Below are 24,659 nucleotides of genomic sequence, written 5' to 3' on the forward strand. Positions count from 1 at the left end.
CATGTCGCTATTCAAAATTTTTGATGTGTCGGGTTCGGCCATGAGCGCGCAGGCGCAGCGCCTGAACGTGGTGGCCTCCAACCTGGCCAATGCCGACAGCGCCACCAGTGCCAGCGGCGAAGCCTACCGCGCGCGCCAGGTGGTGTTCGAGGCGCAGACGCCCACCAACGGCGGCACCGCCACCGGGGTGCGCGTCAAGCAGGTGGTGGAAGACCAGTCGCCGATGAAGATGATGTACGACCCCAAGCATCCGGCGGCGGACGAAAACGGCTACGTCACCATGCCGAACGTGAATGTGGTGGACGAGATGGTCAATATGCTGTCGGCCTCGCGCTCCTACCAGACCAACGTGGAAACCATGAATGCGGCGAAAACGCTGTTGTTGAAAACCCTGACCATCGGTCAAACCTAACTAAGAGCAAGAGGTCATCATGGCGATTAGCGGCATTATCGATACGCCCAAGGCAGCCACCACCAACAGTGTGGACACCACCAGCAAAACCAGCACCGACAGCGTGCAGGCGGACCAGGACAAGTTCATGAAGCTGCTGGTCACCCAGCTGCAGAACCAGGACCCGCTGAATCCGATGGACAACGCGGCCATGACCAGCCAGCTGGCCCAGCTGTCGACGGTGACCGGCATCAACAAGGTCAACGCCACGCTGGAATCGCTGCGCACCGACATTGCCAGCACCCAGTCGGCCACCGCGATCAGCCTGATCGGCAAGGGCATCCTGGTGGAAGGCAAGGGCATCACGCTCAGCAGCAGCACCGATGCCGATGGCAAGACCACCAGTTCCAGCGTGTTCGGCATCGACCTGCCGTCGGATGCGCAAAGCGTCACCATCAACATCCAGGACAAGAACGGCAAGACGGTGCGCACCATGAGCATGACCAATGCCGAGGCCGGCACCTATCCGATCACCTGGGACGGCACCACCGACGCCAAGACCACGGCGGCGGCCGGCGAATACACCTTTACCGTCGAGGCTTCCAACGCCGGCAGCAAACTCAGCGCCACGCCATTGCAACTGGCGGCCGTGGCCAGCGTGTCGACCGGCAGCGGCGGCGTCAAACTGAATACCTCGCTCGGCCATTTCGCCATGAGCGATGTGAAAGAAGTTCTGTAAGCGCAGTTAAACAAGTCACACCTAGATAGGGGAATACCATGTTCCAACAAGGACTGAGCGGCTTGAATGCTGCATCCAAATCGCTGGACGTTATCGGCAACAACATTGCCAATGCCAGCACCGTGGGCTTCAAGGCGTCACAAGCGCAGTTTGCCGACCTGTATGCCAATTCGCTGAATGGCGTGTCGGGCAATAACGCCGGTATTGGTGTGACGGTGTCCAAGCTGGCGCAGCAATTCACCCAGGGCAATATCGAGACCAGCAGCAACCCGCTGGACGTGGCCATCAACGGCGGCGGTTTCTTCCGCCTGGTGGTGAATGGCGCGGTGCAGTACTCGCGCAACGGCCAGTTCCACGAAGACTCCAGCCACACGCTGGTGAATGCGCAGGGCGCGCAGCTGACCGGCTACCTGTCCAACAAGGCTGGCGTGATCCAGCTGGGCGCGCCAGTACCGCTGACCCTGGACAAGTCCGACCTGACCCCGGTGCAGACCACCGAGGCCAATTTCCAGCTGAACCTGAGCTCGGCGGAAACCGTCCCCACCACGATCCCGTTCGACGCCAACGACCCCACCAGCTACAACAAGCAGACCGTGCTGAACGTGTACGACTCGCTGGGCACCGCGCACATCATGACGACCTACTACGTCAAGACCGATGCCAACACCTGGGACGTGTACGCCGCAGCCGACAACAAGGAAATTGTCTCGGCCAGTGTGGCGGCCACCGTGGCCACCGACCAGCCGACCATCGACGCCCGCACCGCCTACAACGACGCCGTGCGCGCCACGCCGCCGGATGATGCCGCCATCGCAGCGGCGGCCGGCACCTACGCCACCGCGGCCTATAATGCCATGCTGACCGCCGCCAGCACGCCGCCGGCTGCCGCCACCCAGGCCCAGCTGGATGCGCTGACCGCGGCCTACACCGCGCTCGATCCGACCGTCAGCGGCTCGATCACCGGCAAGACCCCGGACCAGATCAACGCCATCCTGGGTGCCGCCATCACGGTGCCAGCGGTCAAGGTCGGCACGCTGTTGTTCACCAAGAACGGCGCGCTGGACCCGCAGGCCATGGCCCTGATGAATCCGCCGCAAACCCTGCCGTTCCAGATCCAGCTGCCGATCTTCCCGGACACCGGCGCGCAAGTGCCAATGACGGTCTCGACCACGTTCGACAAGACCACCCAGTACGGCAGCGTGACCAATGACCTCGGCTCGACCCAGAACGGTTACTCGGCCGGCTCCTGGCAGCGCTACTCGATCGATGAGAATGGCGTGATCCTGGGCCAGTACAGCAACGGCAAGTCGCGCGCCATGGGCCAGATCGCCATGGCCAACTTTGCCAGCGTCGATGGCCTGACCCCGCTGGGCAACAATGCCTGGGCGGAAAGCTCGGCCTCCGGTCCGCCAACCGTGGGCGTGCCTAACGCTGGCTCGATGGGCCAGCTGCGGTCGGCGGCGGTGGAAACCTCCAACACCGACCTGACGGCGGAACTGGTCAACATGATCACCGCGCAGCGCGTCTACCAGGCCAATGCGCAGACCATCAAGACCGAGGACTCGATCCTGCAGACGCTGGTCAACCTGCGTTAATCGACGGGTAGATCATGGACCGCCTCGTCTACACCGCCATGACCGGCGCCCGGCACGTGATGGAGCAGCAAGCCACCGTGTCGAACAACCTGGCCAACGCCACCACCACCGGCTTCCGCGCCCAGCTCGATTCATTCCGGGCGGTGCCGGTGGTGTCGGAAGGCTTGCCCACGCGCGCCTTCGTGGTTGATGCCACGGTCGGCTCGGACTTCCGCGCCGGCCCGATCGAGACCACCGGCCGCGCGCTGGACATCGCCATCCGCGACCAGGGCTGGCTGGCGGTGCAGTCGGCCGACGGTTCGGAAGCCTACACCCGCAACGGCAGCCTGAAAATCAGCGAAAACGGCATCCTGCAAACCAGCAGCGGCCAGACGGTGATCGGCGATGGCGGGCCGATCGCGGTGCCGCCCGACACCAAGATCAGCATCGCCAGCGACGGCACGGTCAGCGTCATCAACGATACGTTCCAGCCGGGGCCGTCCAACACCCTGGGCCGCATCAAGCTGGTCAATCCCGACACCAAGGGCTTGCTGCGCGGCGATGACGGCCTGTTCCGCCAGGCCGACGGCACGCCGGCGCAAAACGACGCCAATGTGCGCGTGGTCGATGGCGCGCTGGAAGGCAGCAACGTCAATCCGGTCGATTCCATGGTCAACATGATCAGCCTGGCAAGACAGTTTGAAATGCAAATGAGCCTGATGAAGAACGCCGAGAATAACGCGGCAAAAGCTACCCAGATCCTCGCTTTGAGTTGACCGCCTCTCCCGCATAATGCTTGCATGGGATGAACAGCTAAAAGTTCGTCCGGCATTGGGAGAAGCATCATGATACGTTCGTTATGGATCGCCAAGACTGGCATGGAAGCGCAGCAGACGCAGATGGACGTCACGTCCAATAATCTGGCCAACGTCAGCACCAACGGCTTCAAGAAATCGCGCGCGGTCTTTGAGGATCTGCTGTACCAGAATATCCGCCAGCCGGGCGCGCAATCGTCGCAGCAGACCAATCTGCCGTCCGGCATGCAGCTGGGCACCGGCGTGCGCCCGGTCGCCATCGAGCGCATCCACACCCAGGGCAATCCCCAGTCCACCGGCAACGACAAGGACATCATGGTCAACGGCAGCGGTTTCTTTACCGTGCTGCTGCCGGACGGCACCACCGCCTACACGCGCGACGGCTCCTTCCAGCGCGACAATAACGGCCAGATGGTGACCTCGGAAGGCTTTGTGCTGCAGCCGGCCATCACCATCCCGATCACGGCGCAATCGATCACCGTGGCGCGCGACGGCACGGTGTCGGTCAACGTGGCCGGCGCCAACGGCGCCACCACCACCCAGCAGCTGGGCAGCCTGCAACTGGCCACCTTCATCAACCCGACCGGCCTCGAATCCAAGGGTGAGAACCTGTACGTGGAAACCACCGCCTCCGGCGCGCCGCAGCAGAACACGCCGGGCACCAATGGCACCGGCACCATCCTGCAGGGCTATGTGGAAACCTCCAACGTCAACGTGGTGGAAGAGATGGTAAATATGATTCAGACCCAGCGCGCCTACGAGATCAATTCCAAGGCCATCACCACCTCTGACCAGATGCTGCAGAAACTGTCGCAGATGTAAGGAGCTGATGATGAAACATGCCATTCTTGTTGCCGCCGTGCTGGCGCTGAGCGCCTGCCAGAGCACCCCGACCACCATCGTCAGCGGTCCGATGAGCGCGCGCCCGCTGACCAGCGAGCAAATGCAGGCTGTGCCCAACAACGGCGCCATCTACCAGCCAGCCGCTTTCCGTCCGGTATTCGAAGACCGTCGTGCGCGCCATGTGGGCGACGTGCTGACGCTGGTCATCACCGAGCGCACCTCGGCCAACAAGAGCGGCACGGCCACCGGCAACAAGTCGGGCAGCGTCAGCGCCACCATGCCGAAGAAGCTGGCCGGCACCTTTGGCAATCCGCTTTCGGTCAGCACGGAAAACACTTATTCGGATGGCGACACCCAGGCCGCCAGCAACGCCTTCACCGGCACCATGGGCATCACCGTGGTGGAAGTGCTGAGCAACGGCAACCTGATCGTGGCCGGCGAGAAGCAGATCGGCATGAACAAGGGCACGGAATACATCCGCTTCTCCGGCATGATCAATCCGGACAGCATTGCCACCGGCAATACCGTGCAATCGACCGCCGTGGCCGACGCCCGCGTCGAGTACCGCACCGCCAACAAAATCGACCGCGCCGAGCTGTCCTCGATGGCTTCGCGCTTCTTCCAAAGCTTGCTGCCGTTCTGACCATCATGAAAACTTCCCTCCAAGCCGCGCTGCTGTTGAGCCTGTCCTTGCTGGCGCCGCTCAGTCAGGCCGAGCGCATCAAGGACCTGGCCAGCATTGCCGGCGTGCGTAACAACCAATTGCTGGGCTACGGCCTGGTGGTCGGCCTCGACGGCAGCGGCGATCAGACCACGCAAACGCCGTTCACGGTGCAAAGCGTGATTTCCATGCTGCAGCAACTGGGCGTGAATCTGCCGCAGGGCGGCTCGCAGCTGCAACTCAAGAACGTCGCGGCGGTGATGGTGACGGCCACGCTGCCGCCCTTTGCGCAGCCGGGGCAGCAGCTCGACATTACGGTGTCGTCGATGGGTAACGCCAAGAGCCTGCGCGGCGGCACGCTGCTGATGACGCCGCTGAAAGGCGCGGACGGCCAGGTGTATGGCATGGCGCAGGGCAATGTGCTGGTCGGCGGCGTCGGCGTGCAGGCCGGCGGCGGCGGCGGGGGCGGCAGTTCGCTGACGGTCAACCACCTGAGCGTGGGCAAGATCGCCGGCGGCGCCACCGTCGAACGCGCCGTGGCCACCAACCTGGGTGAAGGCAATATGATCAAGCTGGAGCTCAACAATGCCGACTTCGCCACCGCCAGCCGCGTGGTGGAAGCCATCAACGACAAATACGGCGCCGGCATCGCTTACGCGCTGGACAGCCGCGTGATCCGCGTGCAGGCGCCCAGCAGCAGCGACCAGCGCGTCAGCTTCATCGGCACGCTGCAGGACATGCAGATCAATCCGGCCGAGCAGCCGGCCAAGGTCATCATGAACGCGCGCACCGGCTCGGTGGTGATGAACCGCGCGGTCACGCTCGATACGTGCGCCATTTCCCACGGTAATCTGTCAGTATCGGTTAACGCCGATACGCAGGTGAGCCAGCCGAATCCGCTGTCGGGCGGCCGCACCGTGGTCACGCAAAATCCGCAGGTCGGCATCAAGGCCGATGCGGGCAAGGTCATGCTGGTCAAGGGCGGCGCCTCGCTGGCCGACGTGGTCAAGGCGCTCAATGCCATCGGCGCCACGCCGCAGGACTTGCTGTCCATCTTGCAGGCCATGAAGGCCGCCGGTTCGCTGCGCGCGGAACTGGAAATCATTTAAGCAGGTATTGCCATGGCTTCCCAGACCTCCACCACCAATGACCTGAGCAGCAAGTTTTCGCTGGACGTGCGCGATATGGGCAGCCTCAAGCAGCAGGCCCGCGCCGGCAGCAAGGATGCGCTGAAAACCGCCTCGACCCAGTTCGAGGCCATGTTCGTCAACATGATGCTGAAGAGCATGCGCGAAGCCACGCCGCAGGACGGCATGCTGGACAGCCAGCAGACCAAGACTTTCCAGACCATGCTGGACCAGCAGACCAGCCAGAACATCGCCAAGAAAGGCATCGGCCTGGCCGACATGCTGGTGCGCCAGCTGTCCGCCAAGACCGACGCCGCCGCGCTGGACATCGGCGGCCAGCCGGGCGACCGCAACAGCGGCGCCAACGCCGGCAGCTTTGCCGGCATGGCCAGCCTGATGGATGCCAAGCTGCAGCGCGCGATCGCTGCCGCCGGCGGCAACAACGCCACTGCCGCCCCCCCTGCCGAGGCGGCCGCCAGCACCAACAAGGGCTCGCAAGCGCCGCACGTGCGCAGCTTCCAGGAAAAACTGGCGGCCCATGCGGAAGAGGCCAGCAAGGCCACCGGCATCCCGGCCAAGTTCATGCTGGGCCAGGCCGCGCTGGAATCGGGCTGGGGCCGGCGCGAGATCAAGGGCCGCGACGGCACCAACAGCAACAACCTGTTTGGCATCAAGGCCACCGCCGACTGGAAGGGCCGCGTGGTCGAAGCCACCACCACCGAATATGTCAACGGCAAGGCCCAGACCCGGGTCGAGCGCTTCCGCGCCTACGACAGCTATGCCGACAGCTTCAAGGATTACGCCAGGTTGTTGGCAAGCAATCCACGTTACGAAAAAGTACTGGCCAGCGCTGGCGACGCCAGCAGCTTTGCGCGCGGCCTGCAGCAGGCCGGCTACGCCACCGACCCGAATTACGCCAGCAAGCTGACCAGCATCATCAAGCGCTCGCTGGCCGGTTAGTCAAGTTTTCAAGTTTACGCGCGGGCTGCCGTTACCCCTCACAGATAGAGTAAAAATATTATGTCCAGTCTCCTCAGCATCGGTAAAAGCGGCTTGTTGGCATCGCAGGTCGGCCTGGCGACGGTGGGTAACAACATCACCAATGCCAACACGCCCGGCTACAACCGCCAGGTCGCCATCCAGGGCGATACCGGCACCCAGTACCAGGGCTTCGGCTACGTGGGTTCGGGTACCGAGATCCAGGCTGTGCGTCGTTATTACGACAACTTCCTGGCCACCTCGCTGCGCAATGCCGAATCCAACCAGGCTTCGCTGGACGCTTACAGCTCACAGATCAGCCAGATCGACAACCTGCTGGCCGACCCGACCGCCGGCCTGTCGCCGGCGCTGCAGGACTTCTTCAACGGCGTGCAGGATGCCACCGCCAGCCCGGCCTCGGCCGCCGCGCGCCAGTCGCTGCTGTCGAACGCGGAATCGCTGGCCTCGCGCTTCCAGGCCATGAGCGCGCGCCTGACCGAGATCTCGTCCGGCGTCAACAACCAGATCACCTCCAACGTTGGCGAGATCAACGCCTACGCCAAGCAGATTGCCGACATCAACCTGACCATTGCCGGCCTCACCACCAGCCAGGCCGAGCCGAACGACCTGCTGGACAAGCGCGACCAGATGCTGACCGAGCTCAACAAGCTGGTCAGAGTCACCGTGGTCCCCGGCGACAACAATATGCTGAACGTCTCGTTTGGCACCGGCCAGCCGCTGGTGGTGGCCAACAAGGCCTTCCAGCTGGGCACCTCGACCTCGCCAACCGACGTCAGTCGCGTGACGCTGGGCTACCAGACCGACGCCGGCGCCTTCACGCCGCTGCCGGACGAGGTGTTCACCGGTGGCCAATTGGGGGGGCTGATCGAATTCCGCAACGGCGCCATGGACCGCGCGCAAAACTCGCTGGGGCAGGTGGCGGCCGGCCTGGTCACCGCCTTCAATGCCCAGCACGTGCTGGGCCAGGATGAGAACGGCGCGCTGGGCAGCAACTTCTTCAACCCGATCCAGGCCTACGTCGGCACCAACACGCGCAACTCGCCGGCCAGCACGGCCGAGGTGAGCGCCACCGTGGTCGATGCCGGCGGCCTGACCGCCAGCGACTACAGCGTTGACTTCGACGGCACCAACTTCAACGTCACCCGCAAGAGCGACGGCAAGGTCACGCAGATCAACCCGTTCCCGCAGACCACGCCGCAGGTGATCGATGGCGTGGCCTACAGCATTACTGGCACGCCGCAGCAGAACGACAACTTCCTGGTGCGCCCGACCTACACCGCTGCCAACGACTTTTCGGTGGCCATCAAGGACCGCGACAAGATCGCGCTGGCGGCGCCGATCTCGACTGCCGCGCCGACCACCAATGCCGGCAACGGCAAGATCTCGGCCGGTTCGGTGGACGTCAACTACCTGACGCCGGGCAATGCGCTGACCGCCACCGCCACCCTGACCTTCGACCAGGCCAGCGGCACCTTCTCAGGCTTCCCGGCAGGGCAGGACGTGACGGTCACGGTCAACGGCACCGCCACCGTGTACCCGGCCGGCACGCCGGTGCCCTACACCGATGGCGCCAACATCAGCTTTGGCGGCGTCAACTTCAGCATCAGCGGCACGCCGGCGGATCAGGACACCTTCACCATCGGCCCCAACACCAGCGGCGTCGGCGACAGCCGCAACGGCGCCCTGCTGGCCGGGCTGCAGACCAAAAACATCCTGGACAACGGCAAGGCGACGTTCCAGACCACGTATGCCCAGATGGTCAACTATGTGGGCACCAAGGCGCGCGAGGCGCAGATCAGCGGCACCGCGGCCGATGCCGCCGTCAAGCAGGCCACCGATGCGCAGCAGAGCGTGTCCGGCGTGAATCTCGACGAAGAAGCCGCCAACCTGCTGCGCTATCAGCAAGCGTACCAGGCCAGCGGCAAGGTCATGCAGGTGGCCAGCCAGTTGTTCGACACCTTGCTCAGCCTGGGAAATTAAGGAAAATAGGGTAGCTCTATGGTTATGCGCATCAGCACCAGAACGATATATGACACCGGGGCGTCGCAGATCACGTCCTTGCAGACGTCGATGGCGCGCACGCAGCAACAGCTGTCCACCGGCCGCAAAAACCTGACCGCGGCCGACGATCCGATCGCCACCGCGCGCGCGCTGGAAGTGACGCAATCGCAATCGCTCAACACCCAGCTGGCCACCAACCGCGCCAACGCCAAGGGCGTGCTGTCGACCGAGACCACGGCGCTGGCCAGCGCCACCTCCATCCTGCAGGACATCAAGGATCTGGCCGTGAAAGCCGGCAACGGCTCGTACACCGATTCCGACCGCGAATCGGTGGCGGTGGAACTGGAAGCGCGCCTGGCCGACCTGCTGGGCATCGCCAACACGGCGGACGGGGTGGGCGGCTATGTCTTCTCCGGCTATAAATCCACCACCTTACCGTTCACCAAGACCGCCACCGGCGCCGACTACCAGGGCGACCAGGGGCAGCGTTCACTGCAGGTGGGTTCCACGCGCAGCATTCCGATCACCGATTCCGGCGCGTCCGTCTTTGAAAGCAATGCCACCGGCAACGGCACGTTTGTGACCACAGCCGACCCGGCCAACTATGGCCGCGGCGGCAGCGGCATCATCAGCGCCGGTTCGGTCAAGGATGCCACCCAGCTGACCGGCCACAAATACCAGATCGACTTCCAGGTGGTGCCGGAATCGCCGGGCGTGCCCAAGCAAACCACCTACACCGTGACCGACCTCACCACCGGCACGCCGGTGCCGCCGGCGCCGGTGCCGGCCGTGCCGCAAGCCTATGTGAGCGGGCAGAACATCACTTTTGACGGCGTGCAGTTCGACATCAAGGGCGATCCGGCCGATGGTGACAACTTCCAGGTCGAGCCGTCGACCAAGCAATCGATCTTCACCACCGTGCAGGGCTTCATTGACGCCTTGCGCGCGCCGGGCACCGGCCCAGCGGGCCAGGCCAGCCTGAGCAACAAGCTCAACCAGTTGCAAGTGAATGTCGACAATGCCACCGACAACGTGTTGTCGGTGCAGGCCGCGGTGGGTTCGCGTCTGAAAGAACTGGACTACCTGGACAGCTCGGGCGACGACCTGGGCCTGCAATATGCCACCACCCTATCGCAGCTGCAGGATCTGGATTACACGGCGGCGATCTCGCTGTTCACCCAGCAGCAGACCACGCTGACGGCGGCGCAGAAATCGTTCACCACCATGTCCGGCCTATCGCTGTTCAACTACATCAGCTAAACCGGCGCCCCCAAAAAAGAAACGGCCAGCTTGCAAAAGCTGGCCGTTTTTTCTTGCCCCCAATTTGGGGTCAGCTCTGACATTCGGACATTTGGGAACTAAAAAATTCTGAATTAGTTCCCAAATGTCCGAATGTCAGAGCTGACCCCGACTGTTGGGGGCGCTATTTGGCTGCCAGGAAGCCCTGGCTGGCGCTGGCTTGCTTGCGCAGCCAGTCGTCGTGCTGGGCCGTCACGGTGCCGCTCAAGGCGGTCGTGGCCTGGTATTGCTGCAGCTGGCCGGCCAGCGCGGCGACGTTGTTGCTGAGGCTGGTGTCGGCGCTGCGCTCGCCCGGCAGAGTCAGCTGGCCGGCATGGCCGCTACCGCTGTCCGCTTGCTGGTTGTAGCTGCCAATCGCCTGCGTCAGCGTGGTCGTGCGTTGCGCCAGGAACCAGACGTCCGCCAGCGCGTGGCTGCTGCCGTCGCTGCTGGTGTAGCTCGATGTCAGGCCGATCCAGTTGCCCTGGTCGAAGGCGGTGCTGGCCTGGGCTGCCACCGTCAGGCTGGCCACCTTGAGCGAGGCCAGGGTCTTCAGCTCGTCGGCCTGGCTGATGCCGTCCGAGTTGGCATCGATCCAGACGCGCAGGTCGCCGTATTGCGCGTCCTTGCTGTCAACCAGGCCATCCTTGTTGCTGTCGAGGTCGGCCAGCGCGGCAAAGCCGTCCGCCGCCTTGCCGCCCTCGGCGCTGTTGGTGGCTGTGCCGAATAGTTCGCCGCCGTCGTTGATGACGCCGTCGCCGTTGCGGTCCAGGACCAGCAGGCCGTCCTTGGCGTCGACCCAGCCGGTTCGCACTTGCTGGCCGTTGGCGCGGATGTCGAAGGTCACCCCGGCCGTGATGCCGAGGGTGCTGATGCCGTTGCCGTCCAGATCCAGCACCAGCGGGCTGGCCGTCAGGACGGCGCGCTGGTCGGTGGTCAGCGCGCCTTTCTGCTGATCGGTCAGCGCGGTCACCTGTGCCATGGTCAGTCCGGCCAGTTGGTCGGTGCTCATCGATTTGAGTACCGAGTTGGCCATGTTGCGCATTTGTTGGGTACTGAAGGCTGCTACCTGGTCAACGCTGAGCTGCGCCACGACGGCCGCTTTCAGCAGGTTGATCTGCGCCGTCTTCAGCGCCGCGATGTCGGTGGCATCCAGCGCCGCCACCTGGTCGGAGTTGAAGGCGTTGAGGGCGTTGACCGACAGCGCGCCGATGTCGGCGGTGCTGAAGGTGCCGATTTGCGAGGTGCTCAGGCCCAGAATCTGGGTCGAGGCCAGCGCGTTCAGCTGGCGCGTGCTCAGCGTGTCGAACAGGGCGTCGTCCAGCTTGGCGATCTGGTCCGAGCTGAGGCTGCCGATCTGCGCGGTGGCAAATTTGTTCAGGCTGGTGAAACCGTTCAGCTGGTCGGTGGTCAGGGCCTTGACCTGGGTAGCCGTCAGGCTGCCGAAGGCGCGGGTTGACAGGGCGTTGAGCTGGTCGGCCGTCAGCACCGCGATCTGCGCCGTTTTCAGCAGCGGCAGCTGGGCCGTGGTGAGGCTGCCCATGGCGCCCACGCTCAGCAACGGGATCTGGTCGGTGGTCAGGAACTGCAAGGTCAGACCGCTGGCTTGCTGGGTGGTCAGGCTGGACAGCTGGTCAGTCGACAACATGGCGACCTGCGCCGATTTCAGCGCCGCCATCTGCGCCGATTTCAGCGACTGGAAGCTGTCGTCATCCAGCGTGCTCAGCTGGTCCGAGGTCAGGGCCTGCACCTGGGTCTGGCTGAGCGTGCCCAGCGTCGACAGGGCGTTCAACTGGTCAGTGCTCAGCACCTTGATGTCGTTGGCGGTGATGCCGCCGATCTGGCTGGTCTTCAGGCCCGCCAGTTGCTCGCCGGTCAGGAAGCTGAACTGGGTCGAGGTCAGCGTGCCCAGTTGGGTGCTGCTCAGCGCCTGTACGTCTTCCACTTCCATGAAGGTGATCTGGTCCGAGGTCAGGCCCGGCAGCGCCGTCAGCGACAGCGCGCGCGCCTGCGCGGTGGTCAGCGCAATGATCTGGTCGGTGCCCAGCGAGGACAGCTGGACCTTGCTGAGCGAGGCGATCTGCCGCGTCTGCAAGGTGGCGATGTGGGCGGCGTCCAGCGACAGCAATTGGTCGCTGCTCAGGGCGCTGAATTGCGCCGTGGTCAGCGGGTTCAGCGTGCTCAGGCCGGCCAGTTGCTCGGTGCTCAGGGCCTTGATCTGCGCCAGCGTCATGGCGGCGATCTCGCCGGTGCTGAGCTGGCCCATCTGGTCTATGCTCAGCAGCTGGATCTGGGCCGTGGTCAGGGCGGCGAACTGGTTGGTTTTCAAACCGGCCAGGTCTTCCTGTTCCAGCGCCGCCAGCTGGTCGGCGCTGAGCGCGCGGATGGCATTGGTGTTCATGGCGCGCCACTGGGCGACGCTCAGGGCCTGGATCTGGTGGGTGTTGAGCGAAGCCACCTGCTTGGTCGACAGCACGGCAATCTGCGCCGTGGTCAGCGACGCCAGCTGGGTGTCGTCCAGCGAGCCGAGGCTGTCGCTGTTCAGGCCCGGGACCTGGCGCGTGCCCAGCCAGCCGAGCGGAATCAGCGCCAGCTGGTCGGTGGTCAGCGTGTTGACCTGCGCCGAGGTCAGTGCGCGCACCTGTTGCGAGGTCAGCGCGGCGAGCTGGGCGTTGGTAATGGACAGCATGTCCTTGGTGCCCAGCGCAACAATTTGTGCCGTGCTCAGCGAACTGATATCGACCGCCTCAATCGCCGCAAACTGATCGCTGCTGAGGGCGGCGATGGCTTTGGTGCTGAGGGCGCGCAACTGGCTGCCGGTCAGGAAGATGAGCTGGTCGGCGCTGAGGATCTGGGCCTGGGCCACGCTCAGGCCGGCCATGGCCGCGGTGCTCAGCACGCCGATCTGGTCGGTGGTCAGGACCGTGAACTGGTCGGTGGTGAACGACGCCAGCTGGGCCGAGCGCAGCGCCGCGATGTCGGCCGCCTCGATGGCCATGATCTGGTCGGTGGTCAGCGCCTGCAGGGTGCGTGTGTTCATGGCGATCAGGTCGCCAGTGTCGAGGGCGATGATCTGGTCGCTGCTGAGCAGCGGCACCTGGGTGTTGCTGAGGGCGGCGATCTGGCGCGTGTTGAGGGCGGCGATCTGACCGACCGACAGGTTGGGCAGCTGGTCCGAGCTCAGGGCGCGGATCTGCGCCGTGCTCAGCGCGGCAATGCCGGCCATGGCGTTCAGCTGGTCCGAACCCAGCGCCGGAATTTGCGTGGCTTTCAGGCCGGCCACGCTCTGGGTCGTCAGCGCGGCGATCTGGTCGGTGGTCAGCGACTGCAGCTGGTCGGTGTTGAGCGAGGCCAGTTGCGCCGACTTGAACAGGGCGAAGTCCTCGGCGTCGATCAGCGGCAGCTTGGTCTGGTCCAGGCCTTTCAGGGCGTTGGTGCTGAGCGCGCCCACTTGCGCGCCGCTCAGGTAGGACAGCTGGTTGGCGTCCAGCACGGACGCCTGGAGCGAGGTCAGCGCGGCGATCTGACGGGTGCTCAGGGAGTCGATATCGCCCTGCGTCAGCGCCACGATGCGGTCGGTCGACAGGCCGGCGATCTGCGCCGTGGTGTAGTCGGACAGATTGCCCAGCGCGGCCAGCTGGGCCGGGCTGAGCGCGCCGATCTGGGTCTGCGTGAAGGCGGCAATGCTGGCGCTGCTGAGCGCGTGCAGCTGCTCGGTCAGCAGGGCAGTCATCTGGTCCGTGCTCAGCGCGCGCAGTTGCGCGCTGCTCATGGCGGCAAAGTCTTCGACTTCGATGGCCACGATCTGGGCCTGGCTCAGGCCCGCGATCACGGCCGTGCCCAGCGAGCGGAATTGCGCGGTCGACAGGGCGATCAGTTGTGGATCGGTCAGGCCAGGCGCCTGCGCGCTGGTCAGCACCGCCAACTGGCTGGTCTTGAGCGCGGTCAGGCTGCCGACCGAGAGGCCGCCCAACTGGTCGGAACTGAGCGCACGTACCTGGCTGGTGGTCAGCGCGGTCAGGCTGTTCAGGGCGCCCAGCTGATTGTTGTCGAGGAAGCCAATCTGGCGCGTGGTCAGCGCCGCGATTTCCTGCGTGGTCAGCACGCCATATTGGGGCAGAGTCAGCGCGCCCAACTGGTCGCTGGTGAGGACGGCGATCTGGCGCGAGGTCAGGGCGCGCAGATCCTGGTCTTCCAGCCAGTTCAGCTGGGTACCGGTGAGGGCGGCGATCGCCGCGGTCGACAGCGAGCGGATTTGCGCCGTGGTCAGCGCCGGAATCTGGTCGCTGGTCAGGAAGGTGATCTGCAGACTGCTCAGGGCGGCCAGTTGCTGGGTTTTGAAGTTGGCGATCTGCGTCGGCGTCAGCGCGATGATCTGGTCGGAGGACATGCCGGCAATTTGCTTGGTGCCGAGCCCGCCGAGCGAACCCAGGGCGGCGAACTGGTCGGTGGTCATCATGCCCAGCTGGGCCGTGGTCAGCGCGGCGATTTCCTGCGAGGTGAAGGCGGCCAATTGGCCCAGCGTCAGCGCCATGATCTGGTCGGTGCGCAGCGTCGCCACTTGCGCGGTGGTCAGGGCGGCAATGTCGACCGCCTCGATGGCGGCGATCTGCTCGGTGAGCAGGCGCGACAGGATGGCGGTGCCGAGTCCGCGCACTTGCTGGGTGGTCAGTTCGACCACCTGCGCGGTGGTCAGCGACTGCGCCTGGCTGCTGCTCAGCGCCGTCAGCTGGTTGGTCTTCAGTGTGCTGATCTGCGCCAGCAGCAGGCTGCTGAGCTGCTCGGTGCTCAGGGCGCGGATCTGGGCCGTGGTCAGCGGCGCCAGCGACGCCAGGCTGTCCACTTGGTCGGTGCTGAGGGCGGCGATCTGGCGCGTGGTCAGGCTGCTCAGCACGCGGGTGCCGATGGCGCCAAACTGGGTGCCAGACAGGGCTGCCAGTTGCGCGCTGTTCAGGGCGACGATCTGGTTGCTGCCCAACGCGGCAATGTCGACCGCCTCGATGTAGGTCACCTGCTCGGTGGACAGCGCGGCCAGGGTGGCCGAGCTCAGGCTGCGCACCTGCTGGGTGGTCAGCGCGATCACCTGGTCGCTGGTCAGGGCGCCGATCTGGGCGCTGGTGAGGCCGGCGATCTGGTTGGTCTTGAAGGTGGCAATGCCGGTCAGGCTGGCGATTTGCGTGGTATTCAGGGCGCCGATCTGGCGGCTGGTCAGCGGCGCCAGCGTCGGCAGCGAGGCCAGCTGGTCGGTGGTCAGCGCGCGCACCTGCTGGGTGCTGAGCGAGGCGATGATCTGGGTGCCCAGGCCGGCCACCTGGGTGGTCAGCAGGCTGCTGATCTGGTCGGTGGTCAGGCCGACGATCTGGCGGCTCGACAGGGCCTGCACGTCCACCACTTCCATCGCCTGCAATTGCTCGGTGCTGAGGGCGGCCAGCTGGCGCGTGCTCAGGGCGCGCACCTGCTGGGTGTTCAAAGCAACGATGGAGTCGGTGGTCAGCACTGCCGCCTGGTCGGTGGTCAGCGCGGCGATCTGCGCCGTGGTCAGGCTCAGCAGGATGTGCAGCGGCAGCGAGATGATCTGGTCGGTGGTCAGCGCCCCGATGGCGGCGGTCGAGAAGCTGGCCAGCGAGGACAGGGCAGCCAGCTGGTCGCTGGTCAGCACTGATTTCTGCAGCGGCGTCAGGGCGGCGATTTCCTGGGTGGTCAGGGCCGTGATCTGCTGCGTGCTCAGCATCAGGATCTGCGCCGGGGTCAGCGCGATGATCTGGCGGGTGCTCAGGCTGGCCAGTTCGGTCGCGGTCAGGGCGGCGATCTGGGCACTGTTCAGGGCCTGGATGGCACCGGTGCCCAGCGCGCGCAGCTGCTCGGTGCCCATGCCGGCGATTTGCGCCGTGCTCAGGCCCCCCACTTGGTCGGTCGACAGCGCGGCAAACTGGCGCGTGGTCAGCGACCGCAGGTCGGCCAGGTTGAGGTTGGCGAGCTGGTCGGTGCTGAGCGATTGCAGCTGGCGCGTGGTCAGCGCGCTCAGGGTCAGCAGGGCGTCCAGCTGGGTATCGTTCAGCTTGCTCAACTGGGTGGCCGTCAGCGCGGCGATTTCGGCCGTGGTCAGGGCGCGGATCTGCGCTGTGCTCAGCGACAGCAGCTGGTCGGTGGTCAGGGCGGCGATCTGACGCGTGCTGAGCGAGGCCAGGTCGCCATTGCTGAGCGCGACGATGCGGTCGATGGCCAGGGCTGCCAGCACGCTGGTGCTGAGCGCGCGCAGCTGGCTGGTGTTGAGCGCCACCATCTGGTCGCTGGTGATGGCGTTGGCTTGCAGCGCGGTGAGCGCCGCCAGTTGCGTGGTCTGCAGCAGGGCAAAGTCGGCGCTGCTCAGCTGCGCGATCTGGTCGCTGGTGAGGGCGATGATTTGCCTGGTGTTCAGCGGCGCCAGTTGCAGCGCCGCCAGCTGATCGCTGTTGAGCACGGCCAGCTGGGCGGGCGTCAGGGCGCGCACGGCGGCCGTGGTCAGCGCCGCCATCTGGTCGCTGCTCATGGCCATGATCTGGTCGGTGGTCAGGCGGGCGATCTGCGCGGTGCGCATGGCCAGGATGTCGCGCGTTTCAATCGCGGCGATGGCCGACGGCGCCAGCACGGTCAGCGCGGTCGGGCTGAGGGCGGCGATCTGGTCGCTGCTGAGGGCGACGATTTGTTCGGTGTTCAGCGATTGCAGCTGGTCGCTGCTGAAGGCGCCCAACTGGCGCGTGGTCAGCGTGACCAGGTCGGCCGAGGTGATGGTGCCGATCTGGTCGCTGGTCAGGGCGCGGATCTGGCGCGTGCTCAGCACGGACAGCGAGCGCAGCGCATCGATTTGCGCGCTGTTGAGGGCGGCGATCTGGGCATCGGTCAGCGCGGTTTCCTGCGCTGTGGTGAGGGCGGCAATCTGCTCGGTCAGCAGCACCAGGATCTGGTCGGTGGTCAGCTTGTTGACTTGCTGGGTGTTGAGCACGGCAATGTCGCGCGTCTCGATCGCCACGATCTGGGCGGCGTTGAGCGCGGCGATGCCGTCCGAGCTCAGGCCGCGGAACTGGCCGCCGCTCAGGGCTTCGATCTGCTCGGTGGTCAGCGCCAGCACCTGGTCCGAGGTCAGCACGCCCAACTGGCTGCTGGCCAGCGAGGCCAGGTTTTTCGTGGTCAGCGAGCTGATCTGCAGGGTGGTGAAGGCGCTCAGCTGGCGGCTGGAGACACCTGCCAGGGTGCTCATGGCGTTGAGCTGCTCGGTGGTCAGGACCTGGATCTGGTCATTGGTCAGGGCGCCCACGGCGGCGCTGCTGAGGGCATTGAACTGGTCGGTCAGCAGCGACACCAGCTGGTCGGTCGACAGGCGCGCCACTTGCGCGGTGCGCAGGGCGCCGATGTCGCGCGTTTCGATCAGGCGGATCTGGTCGGTGGTCAGCGTGTTGAGCATGGTGGTGCTCAGGTCGGCGAACTGGGCCGTGGTCAGGCCGATCACCTGGTCGCTGGTCAGGGCCTGCACCTGGTCGCTGGTGAAGGCGGCCAGTTGGGCCGCCGTCAGGGCGATCACATCCTTGCTTTCGATCCACGCCAGCTGGGTGGTGGTCAGCGCCTGGATTTGCGCGGTGGTCAGCGGCACCAGGGTTTTCAGCGCCACGATCTGGTCGGTGGTCAGGGCCGCGACCTGCTCGGGCGCCAGCGCGCGCAGGGCGTCGGTGCTGAGCAGGGCAAACTGGTCGCTCAGCATATTGGCCAGCTGGTCGGTGCTGAAGGCGCGGAACTGGGTGCCGCTCATCACGGCGATGTCGCGCGTTTCAATCGCCTGCACCTGGCGCGTGGTCAGCTCGCTGAGGAAGGCGGTGCCGAGCCCGGCCACCTGGCCGGTGCTGAGCGCGACCAACTGGTCGCTGGTCAGCGCCTGCACCTGGTCGAGGTTGAGCGAGGCCAGTTGCGCATTGCTGAGGGCGGCAATAGTCTGGGTTTCCAGCGCGGCGATCTGGTCGGTGGTCAGCGAGGAAATCTGGGTGGTGGTCAGCGGCAGCAGCGATTTGATGGCCACGATCTGGTCGGTGGTCAGCACGGCCAGCTGGTCCGGGCGCAGCGCCTGGGCGCTTTCCGTGGTCAGCGAATAGATCTGGTCGGTGGTCAGGGCCAGCAGCTGGTCGCTATTCAGCGCGCGGATCTGGGCCGTGTTCAGGGCACGGATGTCGCGCGTCTCGATGGCCTGGATTTGCGCCGTGTTCAGTTGCGCAAATACACCGGTGCTCAGGGCGCCGATCTGGGCCGTGGTCATCAGGACCACCTGGTCGGTGCTGAGCGCCTGGACCTGGCCTGGCGTCAGCGCGGCCAGCTGGTTGCTGGTCAGGGCCACCAGGTCCTTGGTGTCGAGCGCGATGAGCTGGCTGGTGGTCAGCGCGGCAAATTGGGCGGTGGTCAGGGACAGCAGGGTGCGCAGGGCCGAGATCTGGTCGGTGCTGAGCGCGGCCACCTGGTCGGGCAGCAGCGCGGCCAGCATGTCGCTGGCCAGGATTGCGAACTGGTCGGTGGTCATGGCCGCCAGCTGGTCGCTGTTGAGCACGCGCAGCTGGGCGCTGCTCAGGGCCGGGATGTCGCGCGTTTCAATCGACTGGATCTGGGCCGTGTTCATCTGGCTCAGCATGCTGGTGGTCAGGCCGGCGATCTGGGCCGTGCTCAGCAGCGGCACCTGCACCGTGGTCAGGGCCTGGATCTGGTCCGGCGTCAGCGCCGCCAGCTGGCTGCTGGTCAGTGCCACCAGGTCCTTGGTGTCGAGCGAAATGATCTGGTCGGTGGTCAGGCCCTGGATTTGCGCGGTGGTCAGCGTCAGCAGCGACTTCAGCGCCGAGATCTGGTCGGTGCTCAGCACGGCCAGCTGTTCCGGCAGCAGCGCTGGAAGCATGGCGGTGGCCAGCATGAAGAGCTGGTCAGTGCTGAGCGCGCTCAGTTGGTCGCTGCTCAGGGTACGCAGCTGGGCGCTGGTCAGGGCGGCGATGTCGCGCGTCTCGATGGCCTGGATCTGCGCCGTGGTCAACTGGCTGATGACGGCGGTGGTCAGCGCCGCCACCTGGGCGGTGCTGAGCGCGATCACTTGCGCGCTGTTCAGCGCAGCCACCTGGTCGGCGCTGAAGGCGGCCAGCTGGGCGCTGGTCAGGGCGGCCACGGTCTTGGTCTGCAGCGAGGTGACCTGGTCGGTGGTGAGGCCGGTGATCTGGGCCGAGGTCAGCGGCGCCAGGGTGCTGAACGCCACCAGCTGGTCGGTGCTCAGGACGGTGAGTTGGTCGGCGCGCAGGGCGGCAATTTCATTGCTGCGCAAGGCGTGCGCCTGGTCGGTGCTCAGGCCCGCCAGCTGGGTGGCGGTGAGGGCGCGGATTTGCTGGCTGCCCAGCCACACCAGGTCGCGCGTTTCCAGCGCGGCAAACTGGTCGCTGGTGAGGGCTTGCAGGGTGGCGCTGGCCAGCGCGCTCACTTGCAGGGTGCTCAGCTGGGCGATCTGGTCGGTGGTGACCGTGCTCAGCTGGCCGGCGCTCAGGGCGTTGATCTGCTGGGTGGCGATTTGCTGCAGCTGGTCCGACACCAGCGCCGCCACCTGCGCGCTGTTGAGCGCGGCGATGGCGCGGGTGCTGATGGCGCGCAGCTGCTGCGAGCTCATGGCCGTCAGCTGGTCGGTGGTCAGGTTGACGATCTGGTCCGAGCTGATGGCATTGACCTGCTGGGTCTGCAGGGCGCGCACGTCGTTGGTTTCCAGCGCGGCGAGCTGGGTCGGCGCCAGCAGGTTGAGCTGGCGCGTGGTCAGGGCGACCATTTCCTGGGTGGTGAAGGCCACCAGCTGGTCGGTGCTCAGGGTCAGCACCTGGTCGGTGCTCAGCGCAGTGATGTTGGCCGGTTTCAGTGCCTGGATGCCATCGGTGGTCAGGCCCAGCAGGCCGTCCAGGCTGAGCTTGGACATTTGCAAAGTCGACAAGGCCCGCACATTGGCCGTCGATAAGGCGCCGATCTGGTCGGACACGAACGCCTGCATATCCTCGGTGGTCAGCGCAGCCACTTGCTGGGTGCCCCAAAGGATGATGTCGTCGGTAGTCAGGGTTGGTACGATCGTGCTCATTGCAGGCTTCTCCAGGCAAGCTCCCATGATACCCGGCTTATTGCCTCATGGAAACCAAAAATCAAGCGGCGGCTATTGAATTTCCCTATGGCAGCAAGCCCGGAGGTCGAACCGGCAAGCTTGCCGGTTTCGCTACTGGCGGTCGCTGCGACCAGGTGCGCGGCAGCAGCCGCGCGCGTTCTATGCCGTCCAAAAACAGGTTCTGGATCGGCGTTCCGAAGTACGGCAGGGTCATGGCAATCACCAGCAAGCCCATGCCGAGGGTAATCGGAAAGCCGATCCCGAATAAATTCAACTGCGGCGCGGCGCGCGTCAGAATGCCCAGCGCCACGTTGGTAATCAACAACGCCGCCACGATGGGCAGCGACAGTTGCACCCCGGTGCTGAAGATCCGCCCGCCCCAGTCGGCCAGCTGCTTGAAGCCGCCGCCGTAGATGGGGATGCTGGACACCGGCAATGTGGAAAAACTTTCCACCAGCGCCGACAACAACACCAGATGCGCGTTCACCGCCAAAAACGCCATGGTCGCCACCAGCGACAAAAACTGGCTGATGGCCGACGACCGGCCCTGGGTGGTCGGATCAAAAAACGTCGCGAAACCCAGGCCCATGGTCAGACTGGAAATCTCCCCGGCCATCTCCACCGCCGCAAAAATGATGCGAATGGTGAAGCCCATCGCCAGGCCGATCAGCATTTCTTGCAACAAGATCAACAAACCAGCCATCGACAGCGGGTCGGTGGCCGGCCACGCCGGCACCGCCGGCGCCACGATCACCGCCAGTCCCACGCCCAGGCTGACCTTGACGCTGGCCGGTACCGCCCGGTTACCGAACAGCGGCGAGGCGGCAAGCAGCGCCAGGATGCGCGTCAGCGGCCACAGCAGGCTGGCGATCCAGATATTGATATCGGCAGAAGAGACGGTCAGCATAAGGGTCTGTTACATTTCCGCCTGGCATCTTTTAGGTATTGTAGACGAACTTTTTAGTAAATCGGAAACTGTTACATATTGGCAAAAACATCACCCGACCAGCAGCGGGATGCCGGTGAAGATCTCGCGCATGTAGTCGAGCATGACGGACAACATCCACGGCCCGGCCACCACCAGCGCCACGAAAATGCCGACCAGCTTGGGGATGAAGGACAGCGTCTGCTCGTTGATCTGGGTGGCGGCCTGGAAAATGGAGACCACCAGGCCGATGATCAGCGCCACCAGCAGCATGGGCGCGGCAATCATCAGGGTAATCTCCATGGCGTGGCGGCCCATGGTCATCACGCTTTCGGGCGTCATTCCAGCCTCCTAGTAGAAGCTCTGGGCCAACGAGCCCAGCAGCAGCTGCCAGCCATCCACCAGCACAAACAGCATCAGCTTGAACGGCAGCGAAATCACGGCCGGTGACATCATCATCATGCCCATCGACATTAGTACAGAGGCGACCACCATGTCGATAATCAGAAATGGAATAAAGATGGCAAAGCCGATCTGGAACGCGGTTTTCAGCTCGCTGGTGACAAAGGCCGGCACCAGGATGCGCAGCGGCACGTCTTCCGGCCCCTGCAGGGCAGGGCTGCGCGACAGTTTGACGAACAGGGCCAGGTCGGCCTCGCGGGTCTGCTTGAGCATGAAGGTTTTCAGCGGCGCCGCGCCCTTGTCCAGCGCCTGGCCCATGGTCAGCTTGTTTTCCTGCAGGGGCAGATAGGCTTCGGTGTAGATCTTGTCAAAAGTCGGCCCCATGACAAACAGGGTCAGGAACAGGGCCAGCCCGACCATCACCTGGTTGGGCGGCGCCGATTGCGTGCCCAGCGCCTGGCGCAGCAGCGACAGCACGATGATGATGCGGGTGAAACTGGTCATCAGCAACAACGCGGCCGGGATGAAGGTCAGCGCCGTCATCAGCAGCATGGTCTGGATCGGCAGCGTGTAATTGGTGCTGCCGGCCGGGCCAGGGGTGGAGGTCAGGGCGGGGATGCCGATGCTGGAGTCGGCCCCGGCCGTCAGCGGCAGGGCGATGGCCGCCAGCAGAAGCAGCGTTTTTGCAGCCGCCGGGAACAGCTTATTTGCCATTGCGCTTGTCTATGGTTTGTTTGATCCAGTCGGCGAAATTAGCGCCGGGGACGCTGGCCACCGGCAGCGGTTCGCTGCTTTCCTGACGCGGCATGGTGGCCAGCGCATTGATGCGGCCGGGCGAGGCGCCCACCACAATCCATTGTTCGCCCACTTCCACCACCAGGATGCGCTCGCGCGTGCCGACGCTGAGCGAGCCGACCAGCTTAACGTTGCTGTTGCCGCCGCCGAAGTTCTTCGGGCCAAAGCGCTTGGTCAGCCAGGCCAGGCCCAGCATCAGGCCGATCACAAACAGCAGCGCCAGCGAGGTTTGCAGCAGGCCGCCGCCAGTGGACGGCGCGCTTGGCGGCGGTGTCGGGATGGTCATGGCCAGCGCGCTGGGCTGGGCTGGCGTTGCGGCCGCGACAGGAGCGGGTGTGGCCGCTGCGGCCGGGGCGTCGGCGGCCGGCGTTGCGGCATTGTCCGCTGGCGCGGCAGCCGCGGCGGAGGCCTGGGCCGGGGCGGCTGCGGCAGCCGGGGCGGCCGCGTGGGCGCCGCCGATGGTGCCCGAGACGCTGCGCTGGGCCATTGCAGGCGCGGCGGCCAGGGCCGCCGCGAGGGTAAGGGTTGAAATCAGTCCGTGCTTCATTTATTCAGTTTTCGGATACGTTCGGACGGCGTGATGATGTCAGTCAGGCGGATACCGAACTTGTCATTCACCACCACCACCTCGCCTTGCGCGATCAGGCAACCGTTGACCAGCACGTCCATCGGCTCGCCGGCCAGGCCGTCCAGCTCCACCACCGAGCCCTGCGCCAGTTGCAGCAGGTTCTTGATGGCGATCTTGGTACGGCCCAGTTCCACCGTCAGCTGGACCGGGATATCGAGGATGAAGTCGATATCGTTGTGGGTTTCAGTTTTGCTGGGCGTGCTGGAAAAGTCCTTGAACACGGCGGCGCTGGCCGCTTGCGCAGCCTGCTGCTTTTCCAGCGCGGCGGCTTCCGCCTGCGCTTGCTCGGCGATCGCCGCGCCCCATGGATCGTCTTCGTCCAATGGCTGATCGTCTTGGTTATCCGACATGTTTCTCTCCGGTTTTATTTAAGGTTATCGGCATTGGCCAGCAGTTTCTCGACCTTGAGCGCGTATTGTCCGTTCATCACGCCGTAGCTGCAATCCATGACCGGCACGCCGTCCACGGTGGCCGAGATGAATTCCGGGATCTGCAGCGGGATGATGTCGCCCACCCGCATGTTCAGGATCTCGTCGAAATTGACCTTGGCGGTGCCCAGTGAGGCGACGATTTCCACCTCGGCAATCTGGATCTGTTGCGTCATCAGGCGGATCCAGCGCTTGTCCACTTCCAGCGCCTCGCCCTGCAGGCTGGAAGTCAGCGAATCGCGGATCGGCTCGATCATCGAGTACGGCATGCAGAAGTGGATCTGACCCGACACCGAGCCCAGCTCCACCGTGAAGGTCGACGCCACCACCACCTCGTTGGGCGTGGCGATGTTGGCAAACTGCGTATTCATTTCCGAGCGGATGTATTCGAACTCGACCGGGTACACCGGCTCCCACGACTTGGTGTAGGCCTCGAACACGATGTCGAGGATGCGCAGGATGATGCGCTGCTCGGTCTGGGTAAAATCGCGGCCCTCGACGCGGGTGTGGAAGCGGCCGTCGCCGCCAAACAGGTTGTCCACCAGCAGGAACACCAGGCCGGGATCAAACACCATCAGCGCCGTGCCGCGCAGCGGCTTCATGTGCACCAGGTTGAGGTTGGTCGGCACCACCAGGTTGCGGATGAACTCGGAATACTTGGACACCCGCACCGAGCCGACCGACACCTCGGCGCTGCGGCGCAGGAAGTTGAACAGGCCGACGCGCAGCAAACGGGCAAAGCGCTCATTGATAATTTCCAGCGTCGGCATACGCCCACGCACGATCCGTTCCTGCGTGGCCAGGTTGTACGTGCGGACGCCCGCGACATCTTCTTGCGCCGCAACGTCATCCTGGTCGCCGTTGACGCCCTTCAGCAGGGCATCGACTTCTTCCTGGGAGAGAAAATTATCAGCCATGACGAGT

At 64.9% G+C, this 24,659-nt stretch carries 17 protein-coding genes; 10 read left to right on the forward strand and 7 right to left on the reverse strand.

Features of this window, described 5'->3' with window-relative positions; translation table 11 throughout:
- Position 1 precedes the first annotated feature (1 nt).
- The 10 genes from flgC to flgL all read left to right on the forward strand — a co-directional run bounded on the left by flgC (position 2) and on the right by flgL (position 10,410).
- Complete coding sequence (flgC, locus tag ABDW57_RS04895; protein ID WP_176645435.1) at positions 2–412, forward strand: flagellar basal body rod protein FlgC; 411 nt, start codon at positions 2–4, stop codon at positions 410–412.
- Positions 413–431: 19 nt separating this feature from the next.
- Positions 432–1,130 carry a flagellar hook capping FlgD N-terminal domain-containing protein gene (locus ABDW57_RS04900; RefSeq protein WP_343729074.1) on the forward strand — a complete coding sequence of 233 codons (699 nt, stop codon included), beginning with the start codon at positions 432–434 and terminating at the stop codon, positions 1,128–1,130.
- Positions 1,131–1,168: 38 nt separating this feature from the next.
- The gene (locus tag ABDW57_RS04905) at positions 1,169–2,725 is read left to right on the forward strand and encodes a flagellar hook protein FlgE (protein WP_343729075.1); all 1,557 of its coding nucleotides are present in this window, start codon (positions 1,169–1,171) and stop codon (positions 2,723–2,725) included.
- 14 nt (positions 2,726–2,739) lie between these two features.
- A complete protein-coding gene (gene flgF / locus ABDW57_RS04910; protein WP_343729076.1) occupies positions 2,740–3,480 on the forward strand; it encodes a flagellar basal-body rod protein FlgF in 741 nt (246 codons plus the stop codon).
- A gap of 69 nt (positions 3,481–3,549) precedes the next feature.
- Positions 3,550–4,341 carry a flagellar basal-body rod protein FlgG gene (gene flgG, locus ABDW57_RS04915; protein ID WP_176645439.1) on the forward strand — a complete coding sequence of 264 codons (792 nt, stop codon included), beginning with the start codon at positions 3,550–3,552 and terminating at the stop codon, positions 4,339–4,341.
- Between the two features lie 10 nt (positions 4,342–4,351).
- Positions 4,352–5,005 carry a flagellar basal body L-ring protein FlgH gene (locus ABDW57_RS04920; RefSeq protein WP_343729115.1) on the forward strand — a complete coding sequence of 218 codons (654 nt, stop codon included), beginning with the start codon at positions 4,352–4,354 and terminating at the stop codon, positions 5,003–5,005.
- 5 nt (positions 5,006–5,010) lie between these two features.
- A complete protein-coding gene (locus ABDW57_RS04925) occupies positions 5,011–6,132 on the forward strand; it encodes a flagellar basal body P-ring protein FlgI (RefSeq protein ID WP_343729077.1) in 1,122 nt (373 codons plus the stop codon).
- Between the two features lie 12 nt (positions 6,133–6,144).
- Entirely contained in the window at positions 6,145–7,110 is a 966-nt protein-coding gene (gene flgJ, locus ABDW57_RS04930; protein ID WP_343729078.1) for a flagellar assembly peptidoglycan hydrolase FlgJ, read from the forward strand.
- Positions 7,111–7,170: 60 nt separating this feature from the next.
- A complete protein-coding gene (gene flgK, locus ABDW57_RS04935) occupies positions 7,171–9,129 on the forward strand; it encodes a flagellar hook-associated protein FlgK (protein ID WP_343729079.1) in 1,959 nt (652 codons plus the stop codon).
- A gap of 18 nt (positions 9,130–9,147) precedes the next feature.
- The gene (gene flgL / locus ABDW57_RS04940) at positions 9,148–10,410 is read left to right on the forward strand and encodes a flagellar hook-associated protein FlgL (protein WP_343729080.1); all 1,263 of its coding nucleotides are present in this window, start codon (positions 9,148–9,150) and stop codon (positions 10,408–10,410) included.
- 163 nt (positions 10,411–10,573) lie between these two features.
- On the opposite strand, the gene ABDW57_RS04945 is transcribed toward flgL, so the two are convergent.
- The 7 genes from ABDW57_RS04945 to fliM form a co-directional block, all read right to left on the reverse strand.
- Positions 10,574–20,536 carry an iron-regulated protein frpC gene (locus tag ABDW57_RS04945; protein ID WP_343729081.1) on the reverse strand — a complete coding sequence of 3,321 codons (9,963 nt, stop codon included), beginning with the start codon at positions 20,534–20,536 and terminating at the stop codon, positions 10,574–10,576.
- Positions 20,537–20,621: 85 nt separating this feature from the next.
- On the reverse strand, positions 20,622–21,464 hold the full coding sequence (fliR, locus tag ABDW57_RS04950) for a flagellar biosynthetic protein FliR (protein WP_343729082.1): 843 nt from the start codon (positions 21,462–21,464) through the stop codon (positions 20,622–20,624).
- 90 nt (positions 21,465–21,554) lie between these two features.
- On the reverse strand, positions 21,555–21,824 hold the full coding sequence (gene fliQ, locus ABDW57_RS04955) for a flagellar biosynthesis protein FliQ (RefSeq protein ID WP_343729083.1): 270 nt from the start codon (positions 21,822–21,824) through the stop codon (positions 21,555–21,557).
- 9 nt (positions 21,825–21,833) lie between these two features.
- Complete coding sequence (gene fliP, locus ABDW57_RS04960) at positions 21,834–22,598, reverse strand: flagellar type III secretion system pore protein FliP (RefSeq protein ID WP_343729084.1); 765 nt, start codon at positions 22,596–22,598, stop codon at positions 21,834–21,836.
- On the reverse strand, positions 22,588–23,226 hold the full coding sequence (gene fliO / locus ABDW57_RS04965; RefSeq protein WP_343729085.1) for a flagellar biosynthetic protein FliO: 639 nt from the start codon (positions 23,224–23,226) through the stop codon (positions 22,588–22,590). The genes fliP and fliO overlap by 11 nt, the downstream gene beginning before the upstream one ends.
- Positions 23,223–23,657: a flagellar motor switch protein FliN gene (fliN, locus tag ABDW57_RS04970; RefSeq protein WP_155468307.1), complete on the reverse strand. Its 435-nt coding sequence runs from the start codon at positions 23,655–23,657 to the stop codon at positions 23,223–23,225. The genes fliO and fliN overlap by 4 nt, the downstream gene beginning before the upstream one ends.
- Before the next feature lie 14 nt (positions 23,658–23,671).
- Positions 23,672–24,652, reverse strand: coding sequence for a flagellar motor switch protein FliM (gene fliM / locus ABDW57_RS04975; RefSeq protein ID WP_343729086.1), 981 nt, complete (start codon positions 24,650–24,652; stop codon positions 23,672–23,674).
- Positions 24,653–24,659: the final 7 nt, after the last annotated feature.

Source organism: Duganella sp., from assembly GCF_039595735.1.
In the GTDB taxonomy this organism is placed as follows: Bacteria; Pseudomonadota; Gammaproteobacteria; order Burkholderiales; family Burkholderiaceae_D; genus Rugamonas.